The 21,581-nt window shown below is 61.8% G+C and carries 16 protein-coding genes; 12 read left to right on the forward strand and 4 right to left on the reverse strand.

What is annotated here, in order from left to right; genetic code table 11:
- The first annotated feature begins 31 nt into the window (after positions 1-31).
- The 6 genes from QY049_RS26575 to QY049_RS26600 all read left to right on the forward strand — a co-directional run bounded on the left by QY049_RS26575 (position 32) and on the right by QY049_RS26600 (position 8,352).
- Positions 32-1,231: an alanine--glyoxylate aminotransferase family protein gene (locus tag QY049_RS26575; RefSeq protein ID WP_194481571.1), complete on the forward strand. Its 1,200-nt coding sequence runs from the start codon at positions 32-34 to the stop codon at positions 1,229-1,231.
- Positions 1,232-1,256: 25 nt separating this feature from the next.
- Complete coding sequence (locus QY049_RS26580; RefSeq protein ID WP_301270149.1) at positions 1,257-2,054, forward strand: enoyl-CoA hydratase/isomerase family protein; 798 nt, start codon at positions 1,257-1,259, stop codon at positions 2,052-2,054.
- A gap of 2,071 nt (positions 2,055-4,125) precedes the next feature.
- Complete coding sequence (locus QY049_RS26585; RefSeq protein WP_301270150.1) at positions 4,126-5,112, forward strand: tripartite tricarboxylate transporter substrate binding protein; 987 nt, start codon at positions 4,126-4,128, stop codon at positions 5,110-5,112.
- 172 nt (positions 5,113-5,284) lie between these two features.
- Complete coding sequence (locus QY049_RS26590; protein WP_301270151.1) at positions 5,285-5,827, forward strand: tripartite tricarboxylate transporter TctB family protein; 543 nt, start codon at positions 5,285-5,287, stop codon at positions 5,825-5,827.
- 11 nt (positions 5,828-5,838) lie between these two features.
- Complete coding sequence (locus QY049_RS26595) at positions 5,839-7,356, forward strand: tripartite tricarboxylate transporter permease (protein WP_301270152.1); 1,518 nt, start codon at positions 5,839-5,841, stop codon at positions 7,354-7,356.
- Positions 7,357-7,524: 168 nt separating this feature from the next.
- Positions 7,525-8,352: an outer membrane protein gene (locus QY049_RS26600; RefSeq protein WP_258766113.1), complete on the forward strand. Its 828-nt coding sequence runs from the start codon at positions 7,525-7,527 to the stop codon at positions 8,350-8,352.
- A gap of 97 nt (positions 8,353-8,449) precedes the next feature.
- Here QY049_RS26600 and QY049_RS26605 read toward each other — a convergent pair whose 3' ends face one another.
- Positions 8,450-9,643, reverse strand: a complete 1,194-nt coding sequence (locus QY049_RS26605; RefSeq protein WP_301270153.1) for a CaiB/BaiF CoA-transferase family protein — start codon at positions 9,641-9,643, stop codon at positions 8,450-8,452.
- A gap of 125 nt (positions 9,644-9,768) precedes the next feature.
- Positions 9,769-10,116, reverse strand: a complete 348-nt coding sequence (locus QY049_RS26610; RefSeq protein ID WP_367401201.1) for a hypothetical protein — start codon at positions 10,114-10,116, stop codon at positions 9,769-9,771.
- A 154-nt stretch (positions 10,117-10,270) separates the two neighbouring features.
- Between QY049_RS26610 and QY049_RS26615 the strand changes: the two genes are divergently transcribed.
- A complete protein-coding gene (locus QY049_RS26615) occupies positions 10,271-12,808 on the forward strand; it encodes a matrixin family metalloprotease (RefSeq protein WP_301270154.1) in 2,538 nt (845 codons plus the stop codon).
- 23 nt (positions 12,809-12,831) lie between these two features.
- Here the strand turns inward: QY049_RS26615 and QY049_RS26620 are convergent, their stop codons facing one another.
- The gene (locus QY049_RS26620) at positions 12,832-14,379 is read right to left on the reverse strand and encodes a hypothetical protein (RefSeq protein ID WP_301270155.1); all 1,548 of its coding nucleotides are present in this window, start codon (positions 14,377-14,379) and stop codon (positions 12,832-12,834) included.
- Between the two features lie 258 nt (positions 14,380-14,637).
- On the opposite strand from QY049_RS26620, the gene rfbF reads away from it, so the two are divergent.
- From rfbF to QY049_RS26645, 5 genes are read left to right on the forward strand one after another with little or no spacing between them, the layout of a single operon-like run.
- Positions 14,638-15,408 carry a glucose-1-phosphate cytidylyltransferase gene (gene rfbF / locus QY049_RS26625; protein WP_301270156.1) on the forward strand — a complete coding sequence of 257 codons (771 nt, stop codon included), beginning with the start codon at positions 14,638-14,640 and terminating at the stop codon, positions 15,406-15,408.
- Positions 15,405-16,484 carry a CDP-glucose 4,6-dehydratase gene (gene rfbG / locus QY049_RS26630; RefSeq protein WP_301270157.1) on the forward strand — a complete coding sequence of 360 codons (1,080 nt, stop codon included), beginning with the start codon at positions 15,405-15,407 and terminating at the stop codon, positions 16,482-16,484. The genes rfbF and rfbG overlap by 4 nt, the downstream gene beginning before the upstream one ends.
- Positions 16,485-16,537: 53 nt before the next feature.
- Positions 16,538-17,899, forward strand: coding sequence for a lipopolysaccharide biosynthesis protein RfbH (gene rfbH / locus QY049_RS26635; RefSeq protein ID WP_301270158.1), 1,362 nt, complete (start codon positions 16,538-16,540; stop codon positions 17,897-17,899).
- A gap of 13 nt (positions 17,900-17,912) precedes the next feature.
- Complete coding sequence (locus tag QY049_RS26640; protein WP_301270159.1) at positions 17,913-19,670, forward strand: thiamine pyrophosphate-binding protein; 1,758 nt, start codon at positions 17,913-17,915, stop codon at positions 19,668-19,670.
- Between the two features lie 17 nt (positions 19,671-19,687).
- Entirely contained in the window at positions 19,688-20,596 is a 909-nt protein-coding gene (locus QY049_RS26645; RefSeq protein WP_301270160.1) for an NAD(P)-dependent oxidoreductase, read from the forward strand.
- A 15-nt stretch (positions 20,597-20,611) separates the two neighbouring features.
- Here QY049_RS26645 and QY049_RS26650 read toward each other — a convergent pair whose 3' ends face one another.
- A complete protein-coding gene (locus QY049_RS26650) occupies positions 20,612-21,565 on the reverse strand; it encodes a glycosyltransferase family 2 protein (RefSeq protein ID WP_301270161.1) in 954 nt (317 codons plus the stop codon).
- Positions 21,566-21,581: the final 16 nt, after the last annotated feature.

The raw sequence follows: 21,581 nt of genomic DNA on the forward strand, positions 1-21,581 counted from the left end.
AATACAGACTCGAAGACCGGGAAGGACGCCGATGACCGTGCACACTGGAAGGCATTTTCTACAGATTCCAGGACCGACCAACGTGCCCGACCGGGTGCTACGGGCGATGGACATGCCGACCCTCGACCATCGCGGTGCGGAGTTCGCCGAGCTCGGTTTTGCCGCGCTTGCCGCGATGCAGCGAGTGTTCCGCACCAAGCAGCCCGTCATCATCTTCCCCTCGTCCGGCACCGGCGCCTGGGAAGCGGCGATGGTCAACGTGCTCAAGCCCGGCGACAAGGTGTTGATGTGCGAGACCGGACAGTTCGCGGTGCTGTGGCGCGGCATCGCCGACAAGTTCAAGCTCGACGTCGACTTCATTCCGAGCGACTGGCGCCATGGGGCCGATCTCGCCGAGATCGAGAAGCGTTTGAGCGCCGACAAGCAGCATGCGATCAAGGCGGTCTGCGTCGTCCATAACGAGACTTCGACCGGCTGCGTGACGCCGCCTTTGGAGGTTCGCAAGCTGCTCGATCGCGTCAAGCATCCGGCGCTGCTGATGGTCGACACCATCTCCGGCCTGGGCTCGATGGAGTATGAGCACGACGCCTGGGGCATCGACGTTTCGGTCGCGGGTTCGCAGAAGGGCCTGATGCTGCCGCCGGGCCTCGGCTTCAACGCCGTGTCGGAAAAGGCGCTCAGCGTTGCCAAGGCCAACGAGGGCATGCGCTCCTATTGGGACTGGCAGGAGGTCATCTCCTTCAACAAGCTCGGCACGTTCCCCTACACCCCGGCCACCAATCTGCTGATGGGCCTGCGTGAGGCCGTCAAGATGCTGGAAGAGGAAGGCCTCGAGAACGTCTGGTCCCGCCACAAGCGCCACAGCGCAGCGACGCGCGCCGCGGCCAAGGTCTGGGGCCTCGAGACGCAGTGCGTCGATCCGGCGGCGCATTCGCCGGCGCTGACCGGCGTGCGCGTGCCTGACGGCCACGACGCCGACGCCTTCCGCAAGGTGGTGCTGGAGAACTTCGACATGTCGCTCGGCACCGGCCTCAACAAGGTCAAGGGCAAGGTGTTCCGCATCGGCCATATCGGCCATTTCAACGATCTGATGCTGATGGGCACGCTCGCCGGCGTCGAGATGGGCCTGGATCTTGCAAAGATTCCGCACCGGAGCGGCGGTGTGCTGGCGGCGATGGACGTTCTGAAGGGACGCGATGCGGTGCCGATGACCAAGGCTCAGGTGGCCTGAACTAGCTTGGAAGGTGAAAAGCGCGATGAACGCACCGACGACTGCCAACGAAGACCTGCTCTACTCCGTCACGGACGGCATCGCGCGGATCACCTTCAACCGGCCCCAGGCACGCAACGCCATGACCTTCGCCATGTATGACCGCATGGCGGAGATCTGTCAGGAGATCAACGCCGATCGTTCGATCAAGGCGCTGATCCTCACCGGCGCCGGCGACAAGGCGTTCGCCTCCGGCACCGACATTTCTCAATTCCGCGCCTTCAAGACCGCGCAGGATGCGCTCGACTACGAGGCGCGGATCGATCGCGTGCTCGGCACGCTCGAGCAGTGCCGCGTGCCCGTGATCGCGGCCATCGCGGGCGCCTGCACCGGCGGTGGCGCCGGCATCGCCGCCTGCTGCGACCTTCGCATCGGCACCGAGACCACGCGGATGGGCTTTCCGATCGCGCGCACGCTCGGCAACTGCCTCTCGATGTCGAACATCAGCCGCGTCGTCTCGCTGGTCGGCCCCGCCCGCACCAAGGATCTGATCTTCAGGGCGCGCCTGGTCGAGGCGCAGGAAGCGCTGTCGCTCGGCTTGCTCACCGAAATCGTGCCCGATGTCGAGACGCTTCAGCGCCGCGCCGACGAGACTGCAAGGCTCGTCGCGAGCCACGCGCCGCTGACGCTGGAGACGACCAAGGAGGCGGTGCGCCGCATCCGTCCCACGTTGTCGCGTGAACAGGGCGAGGATCTCATCCTCAAAGCCTATATGAGCGAAGATTTCCGCGAGGGCATGGACGCCTTCCTCAATAAGCGCGCGCCGAACTGGAAGGGCAAATAACTCTCGGAAGTAGTCGGTCCCTACATTCGACTGTCAGGCGTCCACCGGCGGGCCAGTCGGATCAGCAATTGCGCCGCATCACCCCTTGGGACTTCGGGGCAGTCGATAACCCAGAGAACCTGCGCCTCTCGCTTCGACGGCGCAGCTCTGGTGAACACCTTTACTGTGTCGGTTGGTTTCCGACCAAGACCAGCGCGTCACTGGAACAAATGTTCACGCTATTGCGGCGACACGATCCGGCTTGCGCTCCATCGCGTCCAATGTTGAAAAGAATTGCGTTAGCCTTGTACGTCGACAGCGACACGCGAGTCACAAAGCCGATGCCGGTGACGTTGCCCGTGACAACGCTCCTGCTCATCAGCACAGCTGATGGAGTGCCCTCTGATGGAACGCCAATTCCAGAATTATTGAGAACGCTCGTTCGATCAGCCATGCTCGATTGATTGAAGTTTCTTGCGGCGCGATGGACCAAAGACCATTGCCGCTGTTTGCGCTAACCATGGTGTCACGTGCAGTCGTATGGACCGCGCCAGTTCCTTCACTGCCATCTACTTAATGCCGAAACCATTTGTTCTGTCTAAACTCGATTTGGCGACGCCCTCGATTTGCCGACGCCCTCATTGTGTTGGCGTCGGTGTTTTGCGCTCCGACGAACGTTCCGCCGCCGGTCGAGCCAATTTTGTTACCTGAAATCAAGGTGTTGGACACGGAGTTCGAGTCAACGCCACTAGGGAACGCCATCGAGAGCAGGCTGCTGCCCGTCAATCGTTCCTGACCAAGGCCGAAACCACGTGAAGCGCCGCCATCGGTCGCGGTGCGGGCTGGTTGGACAGCGGTGGGTGGCTCGTGAAGCGCCGTCGTCGACTCACGGAGCGCGATCGGCAGCGGCCGATGACGCTACCGCCGGCGGCTGAAGCGTTGAGCAGATGTGCCAGCCGGCTCACGCTGGCGGGCCGTTTAATACTGCCAAAGCGCCACCACGGTCGTAGATAACTTCGCATCGTTTTGACTTACGTCCGCCCCCCGGATCGCCGCCTCGCTCTTTGCGGAAGTTGTCAATCCATCCGGGGGCAGAGGCGGCGATCACTAGGGCGTCGAGCCTTCGGGGCTTGCGGCGCGATCCCAATCGTGCATCCTATTCGGTAACAAACTGATGACGCGGTCGCTCGATCATGCCGCTGCTGACGATCGAAGCACCGGCAATGAGTTATGCGGGGTTGGTCGCCGCGCTTCGCTCGGGTTTCTGCGCATCGCAGCTTCTCACAAGGTCAAGACCTGAGGCAGCGACCTTGGCTCGCCGCATCGGTCGCGGGCTGCTTCCTTTTTGGCACACGGCAAGGCATGGCCACATACAGTTCTTGCCCTTTGTGAGTTCGCGGTTTCGGGGCCTCTGCTGCTTTGCTGGACGAACAAGGGCATAGCGTGTGTCCGAACGCGAGGTGCTGCGCAGTTGCGACTTGCAGACAAACCGCGCGGGCTAATACGCGTCGAAAAGCAACCGGATCAGGAAACACAAAATCCGCTGCGAGAAGCCTGACGGGTGACGGTTAGATCTCCGCCCAGTCCCGGGGAGCATCTGTCGGACGTGTCCCCGTCCTGGCTGCCCGCTGATCGAAGCCCGACGACCCTGCCTGCGGTCGGCAGCGACAATGCACTGCCGCTCCTGAATCTTATTGCTTCCATGACACCAATGACGGGAAGCAAACTTGAGCGAAGCAACTGAAACAGCTAATGAAAATTTCTGGTTGACGGAACTTCGGATATCAGCGGATCTATCTTGCCGTCGCCGCTTTGCCTAGCGGCTGTGGCGGTGCGGTGCTGGCGCCGCCTTCGGCGCTTGCCCAGCGTTTTCGCGAAGCCGACAATCGATGCCGCGATACTTGTTGCCTGTGCCCATATGCGGACCTGCCGCCCGCTGCCAATGCGTTGGAATCCCCAAGACGCGTCCGGTACTGCTCTTTTTAACGTGCGTGATAGCGAATAACTTGAACTCGGCCGGATTTGTCAGCACAATGCGGGCTGAATTCACGTCTGAATTTTCAATTACAAGAAGAAGTTGGGGAAGACGCGCGTGGAACATCGAATCAAGGCCGCAATCACCTTGGCGGCTGCGCTTTGGGGTGCGCCGGCCGTCGCCGGCTGGGAACCGACGAAACCCGTCGAGATAGTGGTGGCGGCGGGCGCGGGGGGCGCTTCCGATCAGATGGCCCGGATGATGCAGGCCGCGATTCAGAAGAACAATCTGATGAAGCAGCCCATGGTCGTCTCGCTCAAGGGCGGTGCGTCCGGCGCTGAAGCGCTGATGTATATGAAATCCAGCGAGGGTGATCCGAACAAGGTTTTGATCGCCTATTCGCTGATCTACATGCTGCCGCTCTCGGCCAAGATCCCGTTCAACTGGCGCGAGCTGACGCCGGTTTCGGTGATCGCGCTCGACCAGTTCGTGCTGTGGGACAACAGCACCGGCCCGAAGACGGTGAAGGAATTCGTCGCGGCCGCGAAGGCCGCAAGCTCGCCGTTCAAGATGGGCGGCACCGGCTCCAGGCGCGAGGATCACGTGCTGACGGTCTTCCTCGAGCAGAAGACCGGCGCGAAATTCTCCTATCTGCCATACAAGTCCGGCGGCGAGGCCGCGACGCAGCTCGTCGGAAACCACACCGAATCCAACGTCAACAACCCGAGCGAGAATCTCGAAGTCTGGCGCGCCGGCCAGGTGCGTCCACTCTGCGTGTTCGACAAGGAGCGCATCTCCTACACCAGCAAGGTGACGGACGCGCAGTCTTGGGCCGACATCCCGACCTGCAAGGAAGAGGGCATCGACGTCCAGTACCTGATGCTGCGTGCGATGTTCCTGCCCGGCAAGGTGACGCCGGAGCAGCAGGCGTTCTATGTCGAGCTGTTCCACAAGGTGACGCAGACCGCCGAATACAAGGAGTACATGGAAAAGCAGGCGCTGAAGCCGATCTTCCTCACTGGCAAGGACATGGTGGAATTCCTCGAAGAGGACGATGCCCAGAACAAGTCGCTGATGACGGAAGCCGGCTTCGTCGCGAAGTAACTCGGTCACCTCGCCCCGCGTGCGGGGGAGAGGTCGGATTGCGTCGAAGATGCAATCCGGGTGAGGAGAGCTCTCCGCGAGTTTAACCCTCTCCGTTCACTTGGAGATCCCCCTCACCCTAACCCTCTCCCCGCAGCCGGGGAGAGGGGATTGGCTACAGCTTCGCTCACTCATGTCCCAAACCGATCTTGAAATCGCCGTCGACGATCCGACCGCGCCTGAAGACGACTCCCCCTCCGTCACGAGCACCCGTACGGTCGAAATCATCGTCTGCCTGCTGCTGCTCGCGCTCGCCGCCACCCTCGGCTACGACAATTGGCGCACCGGTGCCTCCTGGGATTCAACCGGGCCCGAGGCGGGCTATTTCCCGTTTTATCTCTCTCTCGTCCTTGCCGGCGGCAGCCTCTATGGCTTGATCTCGGCGCTGCTTGCGCGCCGCGGAGCCGTCGAGACCTTCGTCACGCGCGCGCAGGCACGCCGCGTCATGGCGGTGTTCGTGCCGACGCTGCTGTTCTGCCTGGTGACGCAGTTCCTCGGCCTCTACGTCGCGAGCTTCCTCTTGATCTCGGGCTTCATGCGCCTGGTCGGCAAGATCGCGCTGTGGAAGTCGCTGCTCACCGCTTTGCTGTTCACGGCGATCATGTTCGTCACCTTCGATATCGCCTTCGATGTCATCATGCCGAAGGGGCCGCTGGAAGCGGCCTTCGGCTACTAGGCGGATCCGCGATGGAAGCCTTTGGTCTGCTGCTTCACGGCTTTGCCGTCCTGCTGACGTGGAAGACGCTCGTGCTGATGTTGGTGGGCTTGGTGCTCGGCATTTTCGTCGGCGTGCTGCCCGGCCTCGGCGGCCCCAACGGCGTTGCGATCCTTTTGCCGCTCACCTTCACGATGGACCCGACCTCGGCCATCGTGATGCTGTCCTGCATCTATTGGGGCGCGCTGTTCGGCGGCGCGATCACCTCGATCCTGTTCAACATCCCCGGAGAAGCCTGGTCGGTGGCAACCACCTTCGACGGCTATCCGATGGCCCAGCAGGGCAGGGCGGCAGAGGCGCTGACCGCGGCGTTCACGTCGTCCTTCATCGGCTCGCTGGTCGCGGTGCTGCTCATCACTTTCCTCGCGCCGATGATCTCGTCCTTTGCGCTGAAGTTCGGCCCGCCTGAGTTCTTCGCGGTGTATCTCCTGACCTTCTGCTCCTTCGTCGGATTGGGACGCGAAGCCAAGCACAAGACTGTCATCTCGATGTCGCTCGGCCTTCTGCTCGCCGGCGTCGGAATGGATACGGTTTCGGGCCAGCTGCGGATGACCTTTGGCTCGTCCGAGCTCCTGCGCGGGATCAACTTCCTCGTAGCCGTCATCGGCCTGTTCGGCATCAGCGAGATCCTGTTGACCATGGAGGAGCGGCTGGCGCTGCGCGGCCACGCGGCGAGCATTTCGCTGCGCGTGGTGCTCGGTGTCTGGAAGGATCTGCCGAGATATTGGGTGACGCTGCTGCGCTCCTCGTTCATCGGCTGCTGGCTCGGGATCACGCCGGGCGGCGCGATCGCGGCGTCCTTCATGGGTTACAATCTGGCAAAACGCTTTGCCAAGGATCCCGAGAGCTTCGGCAAGGGCCGCATCGAGGGCGTATTCGCGCCGGAGACGGCGGCGCACGCCTCCGGCACTTCGGCGCTGCTGCCGATGCTGGCGCTCGGCATCCCCGGCTCCGGAACGGCCGCGATTCTGCTCGGCGGGTTGATGGTGTGGGGGCTCAATCCCGGACCGCTACTGTTCGTCGAGCACAAGGATTTCGTCTGGGGCCTGATCGCCTCGATGTATCTCGGCAATGTCGTCGGCCTCGTGCTGGTGCTGACGACGGTACCGATCTTCGCCTCGATCCTGCGCGTGCCGTTCGCCGCGGTGGCGCCGATGATCGTGGTGTCCTGTGCCATCGGCGCCTACGCGATTCAGAACGCGATGTTCGACATCTGGCTGATGCTGGGCTTCGGCGTCGTCGGTTACGCCTTCAAGAAGATCGGCATTCCACTCGCGCCCTTCACTTTGGCGCTCGTGCTCGGCAACCGTGCCGAGGACGCCTTCCGCCTGTCGATGATCGGCTCGGGCGGCGATCTCAAGGTGTTCTGGTCGAACGGCCTGGTCGGCTCGATCACCACGCTGGCGATCGTGCTCCTGTTCTGGCCTGTGATCGACGGGTTGCTCGCTCGGGGCCGATGGATGCAGCGGACCAGGACGACATCGGGCTGACGCTATTGAACAATTCCCTTTGAAATCAATCACATGATAGATTCGTGGTGCTCCGGTGAGGGATGCCCCTTTTTCCCGATTATTTCCGGATGTTGCTGACTCGGCACAGTCCTTGGGCAGGGCACGGGGTATACTTTCGTCATAAAATTTGTCCGAAGAGGAATTGCCATGAAGCGGATTGTGATTGGAATGGCAGCGGCGATGTCGCTGTTCGCGACGGGTGCAGTCGCTGCCGACCTGGCGGCAAGACCCTATGTCAAGGCGCCGCCCGTTGCGGCGACGGTGTATGGTTGGACCGGGTTCTACATCGGCGGCAACGTCGGATATAGCTGGGGGCGCGCGCGCAATTCCGAGACCATTTCGAACCTAGCGACAGGCGCTGCTCTGGCCACCGGCACCGCAAGCAATGATGTAAACGGCGTCATCGGCGGTGGCCAGGTCGGCTATAACTGGCAAGTCCAGAGCTGGCTGGTTGGTCTCGAAGCCGACATCCAGGGCAGTGGTGAGAAGGGCTCGAGCAATTTCGTCTGCGTCGCGTGCGCCAACGACGGAACGAACATAACCTCGACCTTGACCCAGAAGCTGACTTGGTTTGGCACGGTCCGCGGCCGCGTCGGTGTCCTCGTAACCCCGAGCGTCCTGCTTTACGGAACCGGCGGTCTCGCCTACGGCGAGTTGCAGACTAGCGGAAGCATCACCGGCACGAACGTTAACGGCGTTCCGGTCACCGTAACATTCCCGGGGACGTCGTCGACAAGGGTTGGCTGGACCGCTGGTGTCGGCGTCGAAGGAAAGATCGCGCCAAACTGGACCGCGAAACTCGAATATCTCTACATGGATCTCGGATCGGTCAGCGCCGGCCCGATTGCGACAACCATTTTGGTTCCGGTTCGGACGGCCGGCGGCCTATCCTATTCGTCGGGCTTCACCGACAATATCCTCCGCGTCGGCGTGAACTACCAGTTCGGTGGCGGCCCGGTGGTCGCGAAATACTGAAAATCGACAGGCGCCGAATTGCAAAGCCCGGCCCTGTGCCGGGCTTTGTCGTTTCCAAGTGAGCATTCTTCAGATCGTCCGGACTATAGCGAAGTGCTCAAACCACCTTGGCGTCCCTGAGGTTCGCGATCTCGTCGGCACCAAAGCCGAACTCCTTCAGTATCTCGTCGGTCTGCTCGCCGAACTCCGGCGGCCGTGCCACCATCTTGCTTGGCGTTCGCGACAGCGTCACGGGCTGGCCGACCAGGCGGATGTGCCGCCCCTCGTCGTTGGGCACGTCCTGGGCGATGCCGAGATGCTTGACCTGCGCGTCTTCGAACATCTGGTCGATCGCGTAGATCGGCCCGCAGGGCACTCCGGCCTCGTTGAGCTCGCGGACCCAGGTCTCGGTCGACTTGGTCACGGTGCGCTTCTCGATTTCGGCGTTGAGCGCGTCGCGGTTCTTGGAGCGGGCCGGGGCCGTCGCATAATCGGGATGGCTATAGAGTTCCGGCGCGCCGATCGCCTGCGCGCAGCGCTCCCAGATCCGTCCTCCGGTCGTGGCGATATTGATGTAACCGTCAGAGGTCTTGAACACGCCGGTCGGGATGCTGGTCGGATGGTTGTTGCCAGCCTGCTTGGCGACTTCCTTTTCCATCAGCCAGCGCGCGGCCTGAAAGTCGAGCATGAATATCTGGGCCTGAAGGAGGGAGGTCTGCACCCACTGCCCCTTGCCGGAGACCTCGCGCTCGAGCAGTGCGGTGAGGATGCCCATGGCACAGAACAGGCCAGCAGTGAGATCGGCGACGGGGATACCGACCCGCATCGGGCCTTCGCCCGGCGCGCCCGTGATCGACATCAATCCGCCCATGCCCTGCGCGATTTGATCGAAGCCCGGCCGCTTGTGATAGGGCCCGTCCTGGCCGAAGCCGGAGATGCTGCCGTAGACGATACGCGGGTTGATCTCGCGCAAGCACTCATAGTCGATGCCGAGCTTCTTCTTCACGTCGGGGCGGAAGTTCTCGACCACCACGTCGGCCCTGGCGGCAAGGCGCTTCAATACGGCAAGCCCGCGTGCATCCTTCAGGTTCAGCGTCATCGCCCGCTTGTTGCGGTGCAAATTCTGGAAGTCGGCCCCCCGACGGGGTCCGCCCGGCTGCTCGCCGCCGGAATCCTCGGTCAGCGCGTCGATCTTGATCACCGTCGCACCCCAATCTGCGAGTTGGCGCACGCAGGTCGGTCCGGAGCGGACGCGGGTCAGATCGAGCACGGTGAAGCGCGACAGGGCTTCCGAGGCATGCGGAAAGGGCATTGTGAAAGGCTCCGGGATGGATTGCGGACTTACCATAGTGCCGAAAGAGCATGCGGCAAGTGCGCCCCGGCGCCGATGCGGCCAGCAAAATGCGATGCCTGGTGTGGTCCCGATCCCGGTGGAGATCAGCGGGACAATTGTTCCAGCTCAGCACGCGCCTTCTCGGCCAGCGGGTCGTCGCCATGGCGCGCGATGAAAAGCTCGAATGCCTCGGCTGTGCCTTTCTGGCGGGCGAGCTCGTATTCCTCGGCGACCGCGGCCGCAGGGGGGCGGGCCGGGGGTACCGAGGGCGTGTGCCGCGCGTTGCCGCCGTCGTCCGCGTTGGCTTCTCCGACCATAACAGGCAGCCCTCCGGATGGCAGATGATCCGGTCCTGATAGCGCCATCAGGGCGCCGGCCAGGCCCAGACAGATCAGCTGGCGTTTCATGGTTTCCTTGCAAATCAGGACAGGCACCCGGAACCGCTTCGTCATCCCGCTCCGTATGACTACGGGGTTTGATGCTTAACACGGCCATGCGGAAGAGGTCGCGTCGCGTCGCCCAATTTAAACCAAACGTAATCTCTCTGGCTAGAATCAGCGTCTGCCCCCCACCGGATCGAGCGGGCCGGCTGTTTCGGAGATTCCCTTGGCGACTTCTGTCAACGTCAGTGCCACCAGCAACGCCGATATCGACGGCTTGCTGGCAGGAACCAAATGGTCTGGCACGATCAGCTACAGCTTTCCCACGTCTGCCAGCACGTACGGGTCCTATTCCGGGGGCAACGGCGAACCGACAACGTCGGGCTTTTCGGCTGCGCCGACCCAGATGCAGGCGGCGATCAACTACGCGATCGCGCTGATCCAAGGCTACACCAACGCCAGCATCGCCTTTAACGGCAGCGGTAGCGCCGACATCATGATCGCGCAGTCGCCAGCCGCCAATCCGACCTCCTACGCCTATTACCCCGGCAATTACGCAGCCGGCGGCGACGTCTGGTTCGGCACGCAGTACGATTACACGCAGGCGAAGCTCGGCAATTACTATTTCACGACCGCGCTGCACGAGCTCGGCCATGCCCTGGGCCTCAAGCACAGCCAGGAAACCGGCGGGCCCGCCAATGTGGCGGTGCCGACCGTGCATGACGACAGCGAATACACCGTCATGAGCTATCGCAGCTATGTCGGCGGTCCGCTCACCGGCTACACCAACGAGCAGTACGGATATCCTGAGACCTATATGGCCAACGATATCCTCGCGCTGCAGACGCTGTATGGCGCGGACTACACCACGCAGAGTGGCGCTACCGTCTATACGTGGAGCCCGACGACGGGGCAGGAGTTCATCAACGGCGTCGGACAGCTTGCGGACGGCGGTGGCGTCGGCGGCTCCACCAACCGCATCTACGAGACGGTATGGGACGGCGGCGGCGTCGATACCTACGACCTGTCGAACTACACCACGAACCTGAGCATCAACCTCAATCCGGGCGCCTCGTCGGTGTTCTCCAGCACGCAGCTGGCCTACCTTGGCAACGGCCATTACGCGTCCGGCAACGTCTATAATGCCTATCTCTATAACGGCGACACGCGCTCGCTGATCGACAATGCGACCGGCGGTTCTGCCAACGATACCATCATCGGCAACGTCATTGCCAACGTTCTGAAGGGCGGCGCAGGCAACGATACGATCACGGGTGGCGGCGGCAACGACACCATCGACGGAGGTGCCGGCACAGACACGGCGGTGTATTCGGGCAACGAGGCCAATTACACCATCTCCTATAATTCATCGACGCAGACATTCACGCTGATCGATGAGCGCCCCGGTTCGCCGGACGGCACCGATACCGTAACGTCGGTGGAAAGCTTCCAGTTCGCCGACGGGGCGATTTCAGAGGAGGCGCTCCTAAGCCACCTCGCGCCCTTTGTAATCGAGTCCCTCGGGTCGACGAGTCTTGTTCAGGTTGGAAGCAACTATTTTTTCAACCCTGTTGGGGGTGGATCTGGTCCTGAATTCAGCTACGGGGGATCTCCCGTCACGCAAGGTCAATTTTCGTGGTCATTGATCGGGGTCGAGGCGATCACGGGTGGTTATGAGGTGGCCTGGAAGAGCGGGGCACAACTGACGGTCTGGTACACGGATAACAGCGGCAACTACACGTCAAACGCTGGAGTGCTTGCGGCAAACAGCACCGCTTTGCAGGCGTTCGAGACGAGCTTTCATCAAGATCTTAACGGTGACGGTATTACTGGCATTCCATCCAGTGGCACCGGAACGGTGATCGAGTCCTTCGGGTCGACGAGTCTTGTTCAGGTTGGAAGCAACTATTTTTTCGACCCTGTTGGGGGTGGATCTGGTCCTGAATTCAGCTACGGGGGGACTCCCGTCACGCAAGGTCAATTTTCGTGGTCATTGGTCGGGGTCGAGACGATCACGGGTGGTTATGAGGTGGCCTGGAAGAGCGGGGCACAACTGACGGTCTGGTACACGGATAACAGCGGCAACTACACGTCAAACGCTGGAGTGCTTGCGGCAAACAGCACGGCTTTGCAGGCGTTCGAGACGAGCTTTCATCAGGATCTCAACGGTGACGGTATTACTGGCACTCCATCCAGTGGCACCGGAACGGTGATCGAGTCCCTCGGGTCGACGAGTCTTGTTCAGGTTGGAAGCAACTATTTTTTCGACCCTGTTGGGGGTGGATCTGGTCCTGAATTCAGCTACGAGGGGACTCCCGTCACGCAAGGTCAATTTTCGTGGTCATTGGTCGGGGTCGAGACGATCACGGGTGGTTATGAGGTGGCCTGGAAGAGCGGGGCACAACTGACGGTCTGGTACACGGATAACAGCGGCAACTACACGTCAAACGTTGGAGTGCTTGCGGCAAACAGCACCGCTCTGCAGGCGTTCGAGACAAGCTTTCATCAGGACCTTAACGGCGACGGAGTTATTGGGTCTCCGGCGGCTTCCGCGAAGCCGAGTTCTGGAGCCGGTAATTTCGCGTTTGCCGAGTTTTCGATCCCAGCGAGTCCCGGCGCGATTGAAACTCCACGAGATTTGACGGGTGGACAGCTCTCCCTTTCACATGAGCTTCCCAAAGCGTCGTTTGTGATAAACGTCGAGCATGATACGCAGGGCTCCTACTTCGCTGATGTCCATCAAGGTGATTTCATTATCCGTTGATCCTCCGACGAAAACTAACGCGATCAGAAAGGCTTCAGGATCTGAATGATATCGCATTTGGAGTCCGTAGCTCTCTTGATATCTACATGAACCTCGAGACAGTTCGACTTGAGCTTCGCTGCCTCTTCGCCTGCGACCGGAGAGGCGCCGTACCTGGTTAATAGACTGATCGTGTAGTCGTGCTCGATCGGGGCAACTCCCGTAATGTCTGCGTAGACAGGGGTTCCCCACAATCTCAGCTTCAGATAAAGCGCAAGAGCGAGCGCCGGCTCCCATATCCCAGGTGTGGGGCCGCTTACAAAGAGCGCAGGATCGTGGCCCGCCAGTCGTTGCTCGACGAATTTGCGGCCGACGTCTCTGATAGCCTGATCCGCATCCGAATTGAACTGACGCCACAGCTCAACTGACGGCTTGACCGAACGGTGGAAGATTCCCTGGTTGCTTGCCAACAAAGAAATGACAATCGCCGAGGAGAGCATCGCCCCAACCGACGCATTGGTCTGAAGAGTCGGGATCGGCAACGTCGTCAGGCGTTGGCTCAACACTCCCACGACCAACGCGATAGCCAACGCCTGCATCAATACAAACGGGAATGCATAGCGCATCGAGAGTGCATCGAATCCGTCGACACCGGCAATTGGGTGAGTGAGAAAATACGTTGCAAGACGCGTTGGCTCTAGTGCAAGTACCAGGAGAAGAAGCGCGCAGAGCCTTCGGTTCACGTGCCCTCTCGTGAAGTCGGTCACCAAATGGAAAACCAGCAGACCGGTCGTAACTGCCCCGATGATCCGAAAGATTGGGTCGCGGCGCAAATACCTCAAATAATCCGAAAGAGCGCCCATGATGGTGAGTGCCGACGATGCTTCACGCACTGTCATCATCAGAAAGGAAAATACCGCGCAGGCGATCAGGCCGCAAAGTAACCCGAGGTTCACTAGTCGCTGCTCCCGTAGAAGAAGTCCGCAGGCAACAGCCAGGGCGGAAGCTTCCAGCAGGTAGAGCGAATTGACTTCCTTTAATATTGAAAACAGAAATGAAGTGATCGTGACGAGCCAAAGTAAGTATTTCTGCGGCTGGTCATCCGTTACGTACCTCCACGCGGCCCACACGATGAAGGCCGCGGCGCAGTTTCCCTGGAATTCGGTTGGACCAAGTCGCGGTATCAGGTCGCTCCAGCTCTCGTGACCCAAGTAGAGGAGCACGAACGCGACTGCGGACGACAAGCCAAGCGTCCGCAGGAATAGCGCGGCAATCAGCAAGGTCGTCCCGATGTTGGCTATGTATCTGAAAAGATACCACAGCCGCATGTTACCGCCCCATGCGTAGATTTCGATTGCCTTAAGCACATAGTAGCCGGGGCGAAATCGTGAGGTCTTGCCGGATTCCAGGAGTTCTCGATATTCAGGTGTCTGCGCGAGCCATGCCTCGAGGGAGCGCAATGTGACGGTGTTTTCGCCGTCGAGGGCAAATACGATATCATGGTCGTCGATCAGGCTTGGCTTCGCCTGATCGATCATGGGAAACATGATTTTCGCTAAAGAGGCCGCGAGCGCGAACGCGAGAATGAACATCGCGACTCGGCCTTTGTTCCCTAATCTTCTGGGTCTAAGCCTTTGTTGCTGATCGGGCGTGTCAAAGCGTGTGTTCATCCGGTGACGGCTTCCCTCAAGTGAGTGCAGCAACTAGCGTAGGAGCAGGATTTCGCTCTGTCGACACCGTCGGGAACGCCAAAAAATCAAGCTCTTTAACAGTTTTGACTGGCATCAGGCTGAATCCTGTTCTACTTGCAGTTGGACGTGTGCCGCAACGGGAAAAGGCGGGGTAATTGAATGAAGGCGGTTATCCTCGCCGGTGGCCTGGGCACACGCATTGCCGAGGAGACGACGACCCGGCCGAAGCCGATGGTCGAGATTGGCGGCCGGCCCATCCTCTGGCACATCATGAAGATCTACAGCCGTTACGGCTTCAATGACTTCGTGATCTGCCTTGGCTACAAGGGCTACATGATCAAGGAGTACTTCGCGAACTACTTCCTGCACATGTCCGACGTGACGTTCCATCTCGCCGAGAACCGGATGGAGGTGCACCGCGAAACCGCCGAGCCCTGGCGGGTCACGCTGGTCGACACTGGCGAGGATACGCAGACCGGCGGGCGGTTGAAGCGGGTGCTGCCTTACGTCGCCGACGAGCCGTTCTTCGCGCTGACCTATGGCGACGGCGTTGCCAATATCGACCTCGCGGCCGAGATTGCTTTTCACAAATCGCACGGCCGCAAGGCGACCGTTTCGGTGGTGCGCCCCGCCAAAAGGTTTGGCGCGGTCTCGATTGAAGGCGACAGGGTCGTCAATTTCGAGGAGAAGCCGATCGACGACGGCGGCTGGATCAACGGTGGATTCTTCCTGCTCTCGCCTGCGGTCGGCGATCTGATCGCAGGCGACAAGACGATCTGGGAGCGCGAGCCGATGGAGCAGCTCGCGCGCGGCGACGATCTGCGCGCCTACGTGCATCACGGCTTCTGGCATCCGATGGATTCCTTGCGCGATCGCAATTTCCTCGAGGAGGAGTGGGCCAACAACCGTGCCAAATGGAGGGTCTGGTGACCGATCCGGCGTTCTGGCACGGCAAGAAGGTCTTTCTCACCGGCCACACCGGCTTCAAGGGGGCGTGGGCCTCGCTACTGCTGCGCCAGTTCGGCGCCAACGTCTACGGCTATGCGCTGCCGCCGACGCATCAATCCGCGCTGTTCGTGACCGCGCGCATCGCCGACGACATCAGGCATCGAGAGGCCGATATCCGCGATCTCGCGACCTTGCGCGCTGCCCTGACGGAGGCAGAGCCCGATGTCATCGTTCATATGGCGGCGCAGGCGCTGGTGCGCCCCTCCTATGAGGAGCCGGTCGAGACCTTTGCCACCAACGTGATGGGGACCGTGCATGTCCTGGAGGCCGCGCGCCATCTGCGCTCGGTGCAGGCGATCCTGATCGTGACCAGCGACAAGTGCTACGAGAACAACGGTGCGGCCGCGGCCTTTCGTGAGGGCGATCGTCTGGGCGGCAACGACCCCTACAGCAACAGCAAGGCCTGCGCCGAGCTCGTGACGCATTCCTATCGCCACAGCTTCTTCAACACGCCGGGCGCACCGCGCGTGGCGACGGCGCGCGCCGGCAATGTGTTCGGCGGCGGCGACTGGGCGCGCGATCGCCTCGTGCCGGATGCGATGCAGGCCTTTATCGAGGGCCGCGCGCTACGCATCCGCAACCCGAATTCGGTGCGGCCCTGGCAGCACGCGCTCGACCCCGTGCTCGGCTATCTGACGTTGGTGGAGCGGCTGGCGGGCGATGACAGTTTTATCGGCGGCTGGAACTTCGGGCCCGACGCCGCAAGCGAGGTGCCGGTCAGCACGGTGGTCGATCATCTGATCACGCAATGGGGCGACGGCGCGCGCTGGAGCGCCGATGCCGGCCCACATCCGCACGAGGCTGCCTATCTCAGGCTCGATTGCGAACGGGCCCGCACGCGACTAAACTGGACGCCGCGGCTCGATCTGTCGCAGGGGCTGGCTCTCACCGTCGACTGGTACAAGGCGCTTCAGCGCGGTCAGGACCTTCGTCGCGTCTCGCTCGACCAGCTCGAACGCGTATTGCATGGCGCCGTCGCGAACGGTGCGGCACAGTAGGCATCCAAACCATCTCGCGGCCGGTTCGTCGCGGTCAAAGCCAAGTAGATCTCATGAAATTGACGCCAGCATCTGCCCGATCGGGTCAACGAAGCCCCGAACAAATCAGGGAATCGATCATGGAACTGGTGGAGGAGTACTCCGCCGTCGCACATGCATCGAAGCCGTTCGTCGCCGGGCAATCCTCGGTCCCCGTCTCGGGCCGGGTGTTCGATGCGAGCGACGTCAAATCGCTGGTCGATTCGGCGCTGGATTTCTGGCTGACCACCGGCCGCTTCAACGACGAGTTCCAGGAGAAGCTGGCGAAGCGCGTCGGCGCCCGCTACGCCCTGACGGTCAATTCGGGATCCTCGGCCAATCTCGTCGCCTTCTCGGCGCTGACCTCGCCCTTGCTCCGCGATCGGCAAGTGCCGCCCGGGAGCGAGGTGATCACCGCCGCGACCGGATTTCCGACGACCGTCAATCCCTCGATGACGCAGGGCATGGTGCCGGTGTTCGTCGACGTCGACATTCCCACCTACAACATCATTCCCGAGCTCGTCGAAGAGGCGATCACGCCGAACACGCGCGCGATCATGGTGGCGCACACGCTCGGCAATCCCTTCGATGTCGGCAAGATCGCCGAGATCGCCAAGCGACACAAATTGTGGCTGATCGAGGATTGTTGCGACGCGCTCGGTGCGACCTTTGCGGGGCGTCATGTCGGGACCTTCGGCGACATCGGTACGCTTAGCTTCTATCCGGCGCATCACATCACGATGGGCGAGGGCGGCGCCGTCTTCACCAGTCATCCGGCATTGCGCCGTGCGATGGAAACGTTCCGCGACTGGGGGCGCGACTGCTATTGCGAGCCGGGAAAAGACAACACCTGCCAGCGCCGGTTCGACTGGCAGCTCGGCGAGTTGCCGCACGGCTATGACCACAAATACATCTACAGCCATCTCGGCTTCAATCTGAAGATCACCGACATGCAGGCGGCGGTCGGCGTGTCGCAGCTCGACCATCTCGAAGGCTTCATTGCCGCGCGGCGCAAGAACTTCGATCTCTTGAAGAGCGGACTGAAGGAGCTCGAAGAGTTCTTTATCCTGCCGGAGCCGACGCCGAACAGCGAACCGTCCTGGTTCGGCTTCGTGCTGACGGTCCGCGAAGGCGCGCCGTTCAAGCGCGATGCGATCGTGCGGCACCTGAACGAGCGCGGCATCGGCACGCGTCTGCTGTTCGGCGGCAATCTGGTGCGGCAGCCTTACATGATCGGCCGCAACTTCCGCGTCCACGGATCGCTCGCCAACAGCGACACGATCATGAACCAGACCTTCTGGATCGGTGTCTATCCGGGGCTCGGCGACGAGCACATCGACTACGTCGTCGAGGTGATCCGCGATTTCTGCGCTGCCCAGACCCGCGGCGCCCAGTGACGGGAATGACGCGATGAATGGTGCCCAGTACATTGCCGAGTTTCTCGCGCGGGTTGGAAGCGACCGGGTCTTCCTGCTGACGGGCGGCGCCTGCGCGTTCATGATCGACGCTGTCGCGCAGCATCCGAAGCTCAGCTACACCTGTTTCCAGCATGAGCAGGGCGCGGCGATGGCCGCGGACGCACTGTGGCGCGTCAATCACAAGGTCGGCGTGACGCTCGCGACCTCGGGTCCGGGCGCGACCAACCTCATCACCGGCATCGCCACCTCGCATTTCGATTCCATTCCTTCGCTGCACATCACCGGCCAGGTGAACCAGCGCGAGAGCAGCGCATTCCACGGCGCGAATGTGCGCCAGGCCGGGTTCCAGGAAACCAGGATCGTGGAGATGGTGCGGCCGATCACCAAATACGCGGTGATGGTCAAGAGCGCAGCGGAGCTGCGCGAGGAGCTCGCCAAGGCCTATTCGATCGCGACCTCCGGACGGATGGGGCCGGTGCTGATCGACGTTCCCATGGACATTCAGCAGATCGAAGTCGGCGACGACATCCTGCTGCCGTCGAAGCTTTCCGAGGCGACGGACACGCCGGCGCAGGTGCTGGCGGATCTGAAGCGGACGCTTGCCGCGGCGAAGCGCCCGGTGGTGCTCTGGGGCGCCGGCGTCGGGCTTGCCGGCGTGGAGCATGATGTCGCGGGCTGGCTCGCGAAAAGCGGCCTGCCGTTCGTCTCGAGCTGGGCCGGGCTCAGCTATTTCGATCACGATCATCCAGGCTTCGTCGGCCAGATCGGCGTCTACGGCAATCGCGGCTCGAACTTCGTGCTGCAGAACGCCGATGCCGTGATCGTGCTCGGCAGCCGGCTCGACAACCGCCAGCGCTCCGGCAACACCAAGCAGTTCGCGACCGGCGCGACCGTCCATGTCGTCGACGTCGACAAGGAGGAGCTCGCCAAGTACCGCAACGACGGCTACCGCGTCAGCCATCTGGATTTTGCCGCGCTGCCGGAGGTGTTGCGCCAGCTCGATGTCGGCCCGCTCAGCAAGGAATGGAGCGACTACGTCGCCGGGATGAAGCAGCGCTATTACCACAAGGAGGTCTCGACCTCCGCCGCGCGGCTGAACTCGCTGTCGCCTTACGATGTGATCCGCCGAGTCAACGAGATCATCGCGGAGGACGCGATCGTCATCGGCGACACCGGTGCTGCGGTCTGCTGGCTCTACCAGGCGTTCAAGGTGAAGCGCCACACGCTGTTCAATCCGGGTGGCAACTCGCCGATGGGCTACGCGCTGCCGGCTGCGATCGGCGCCAAGATCGACCGGCCGGACCGGCAGGTGATTTCCTACAACGGTGATGGCGGCTTCCATCTCAACATCCAGGAACTGCACACCGTCAAGCACAACAATCTCGACATCGCGATCATCGTGATGAACAACGGCTCGTACGGGATCATCAAGCAGTTCCAGGACAGCTACATGCAGAGCCGCTATAGCGCCTCGCGCGACGGTCTGAGCTTCCCGGATTTCGGCGCGCTCGCGGCGGCCTATGGCCTGCGCTACGCCCGCATCGAGAGCCTCGATCAGATCGAGCCGGGCTTGTTCGAGGGCGGACCGATCGTGATCGACGTGATGCTGAGCGAGCATACGCTGATCGAGCCAAAGCTCGAGATGGGTCGCCCCATCAACGACCAGTTTCCCTATCTCGGCGAAAGCGAATATGCGGACGGCAACCGCTTCGTGGATTATCCGAGGCCGGCGTCGTTGCGCATCGTCTAGGGCGGCAGGTCGTTGCCATGCGCATATTCGTGACGGGCGCGACGGGCTTTCTGGGATCGTACACCGCCGAAGACCTCCTTGCGCAGGGACATGACGTGGCCGTGCTGCTGCGGCCTGGTACCAGGCCATGGCGCCTCGCTGCCATCCTGGACCGCCTCACCGTGATCGAGGGTACGCTGGACGATCTGCCCGCGCTCGGGGGCGGACTTTGTTCCTTTGCGCCCGATGCCGTCGTGCATATGGCGTGGCGCGGGGTGGGCAACGCCGAGCGCAACAGCAAGGACCAGGTGCACAACATCGCCGACACCGTGGAGATGGTCGACCTTGCTGCCGATGCGGGCGCGACGGTCTTCATCGGCGCGGGATCGCAGGCCGAATACGGTCCCTATGATCGCGCGATCGCCGAGAGCGACGTGTCGCGGCCGACGACGTTCTACGGCATCGCCAAGCTCGCCAGCGGGCTGATGGCCGAGCGGCGCTGTGCCGAGCGCAAGCTGCGCTTCGCCTGGCTGCGTATCTTCTCGGCCTATGGTCCGAGGGATGGCGAAGCCTGGCTGATCCCGACCCTGATCCGCACGCTGCGCGCCGGTGGACGCATGGCGCTGACCGCGTGTGAGCAGCGCTGGGGCTTCCTCCACGCCCGCGATGCCGCGGCCGGCGTTCGCCTGGTGCTTGAAAGCCCTGGAGCGCAAGGCATCTACAATCTCGGCAGCCCCGATGCACCGCAGCTTCGTGACACTGTGACGCGGCTGCACCAGCTGATCGGCACCGGTGAGCTCGGTCTTGGCGAAGTGCCGTATCGCTTCGATCAGGTCATGGTGCTTGCCGCGGACATGACGCGGCTGGAAACCCTGGGCTGGCGTCCTGCGGTCGGGCTCGACGAGGGACTGCGCGAAACGCTCGCCTGGCACGCGGCCGCCGAGTAGGCCGTAAAATAAGTCCTACGGCTGCGGCCCGTCGAAATTGATGCGCTCGCGTTCGAACACGACGGGTTTCTCGCGGACTTGGCCGTAGATTGCCAGAATGTATTCCCCGATCATACCCATGAAGAATAGCTGGACGCCGCCGAAAAAAAACATCGCGACAATCAGGGTGAGGATGCCGGGGTCTGCAAGACGCTGGTAGAGGATCAGGCCGAGCAGCAGATTGGCGACGGCATATCCGATGCTCAGGAACGAGAGAACGAAGCCCGCATACAGGCCGAAGCGCAGCGGGGCCGAGGTGAAGGAGACTAGACCGTTGAGGCCCTGGTCGATTAGCGCCGCGGCGCGATTTTTCGACAGTCCCTTCTTGCGCGCACGCCAGGTGTAGGGCACGCCGACGGCACGGCCGCCGCATTCGAACGTCATCATGCGCATGAACGGATAGCCGTCGCGCACCTGCCGCATCCGGTTGACCACCTTGCGGTCGACGAGCTGATAGTCGCCGACGCCGGGCGGCACCTTGATCTCGGAGAAGCGGGTGAGGAGCTGATAGTAGACGTTACGGATGCCGCGCATTAGCCGGCCTTCCTCGCGCACGGCGCGGATGCCGTAGACGATCTCGTTGCCCGCTTCCCACAGCTTGACGAAATCGGGCAGCAATTCCGGCGGGTCCTGGAGATCGGCGGGCATGAACAGAAGCACGGCGTCACCGCTTGAAGCCATTACGCCGTTGAAAGTGTTGCGCAGGGGGCCAAAATTTCGAGCGTTGACGATGATACGTACCGAGGGGTCGGCGGCGGCGATGCCTCGTAGGATTTCGACCGTGCGGTCGTCGGAGGCATTGTCGCAGAAGATGTGCTCGCGCTGATAACCCTCGAGCTTCTCATTGAACACCCGCCTGACTGCCTCGTGGCAGTCTTTGACATTGAGCTCTTCGTTGAAGCAAGGGGTCACAACGCTAATAGTCTTCACTTTACAATCTCAGGTA

This window comes from Bradyrhizobium sp. WYCCWR 13022, assembly GCF_030435535.1.
GTDB lineage: Bacteria > Pseudomonadota > Alphaproteobacteria > Rhizobiales > Xanthobacteraceae > Bradyrhizobium.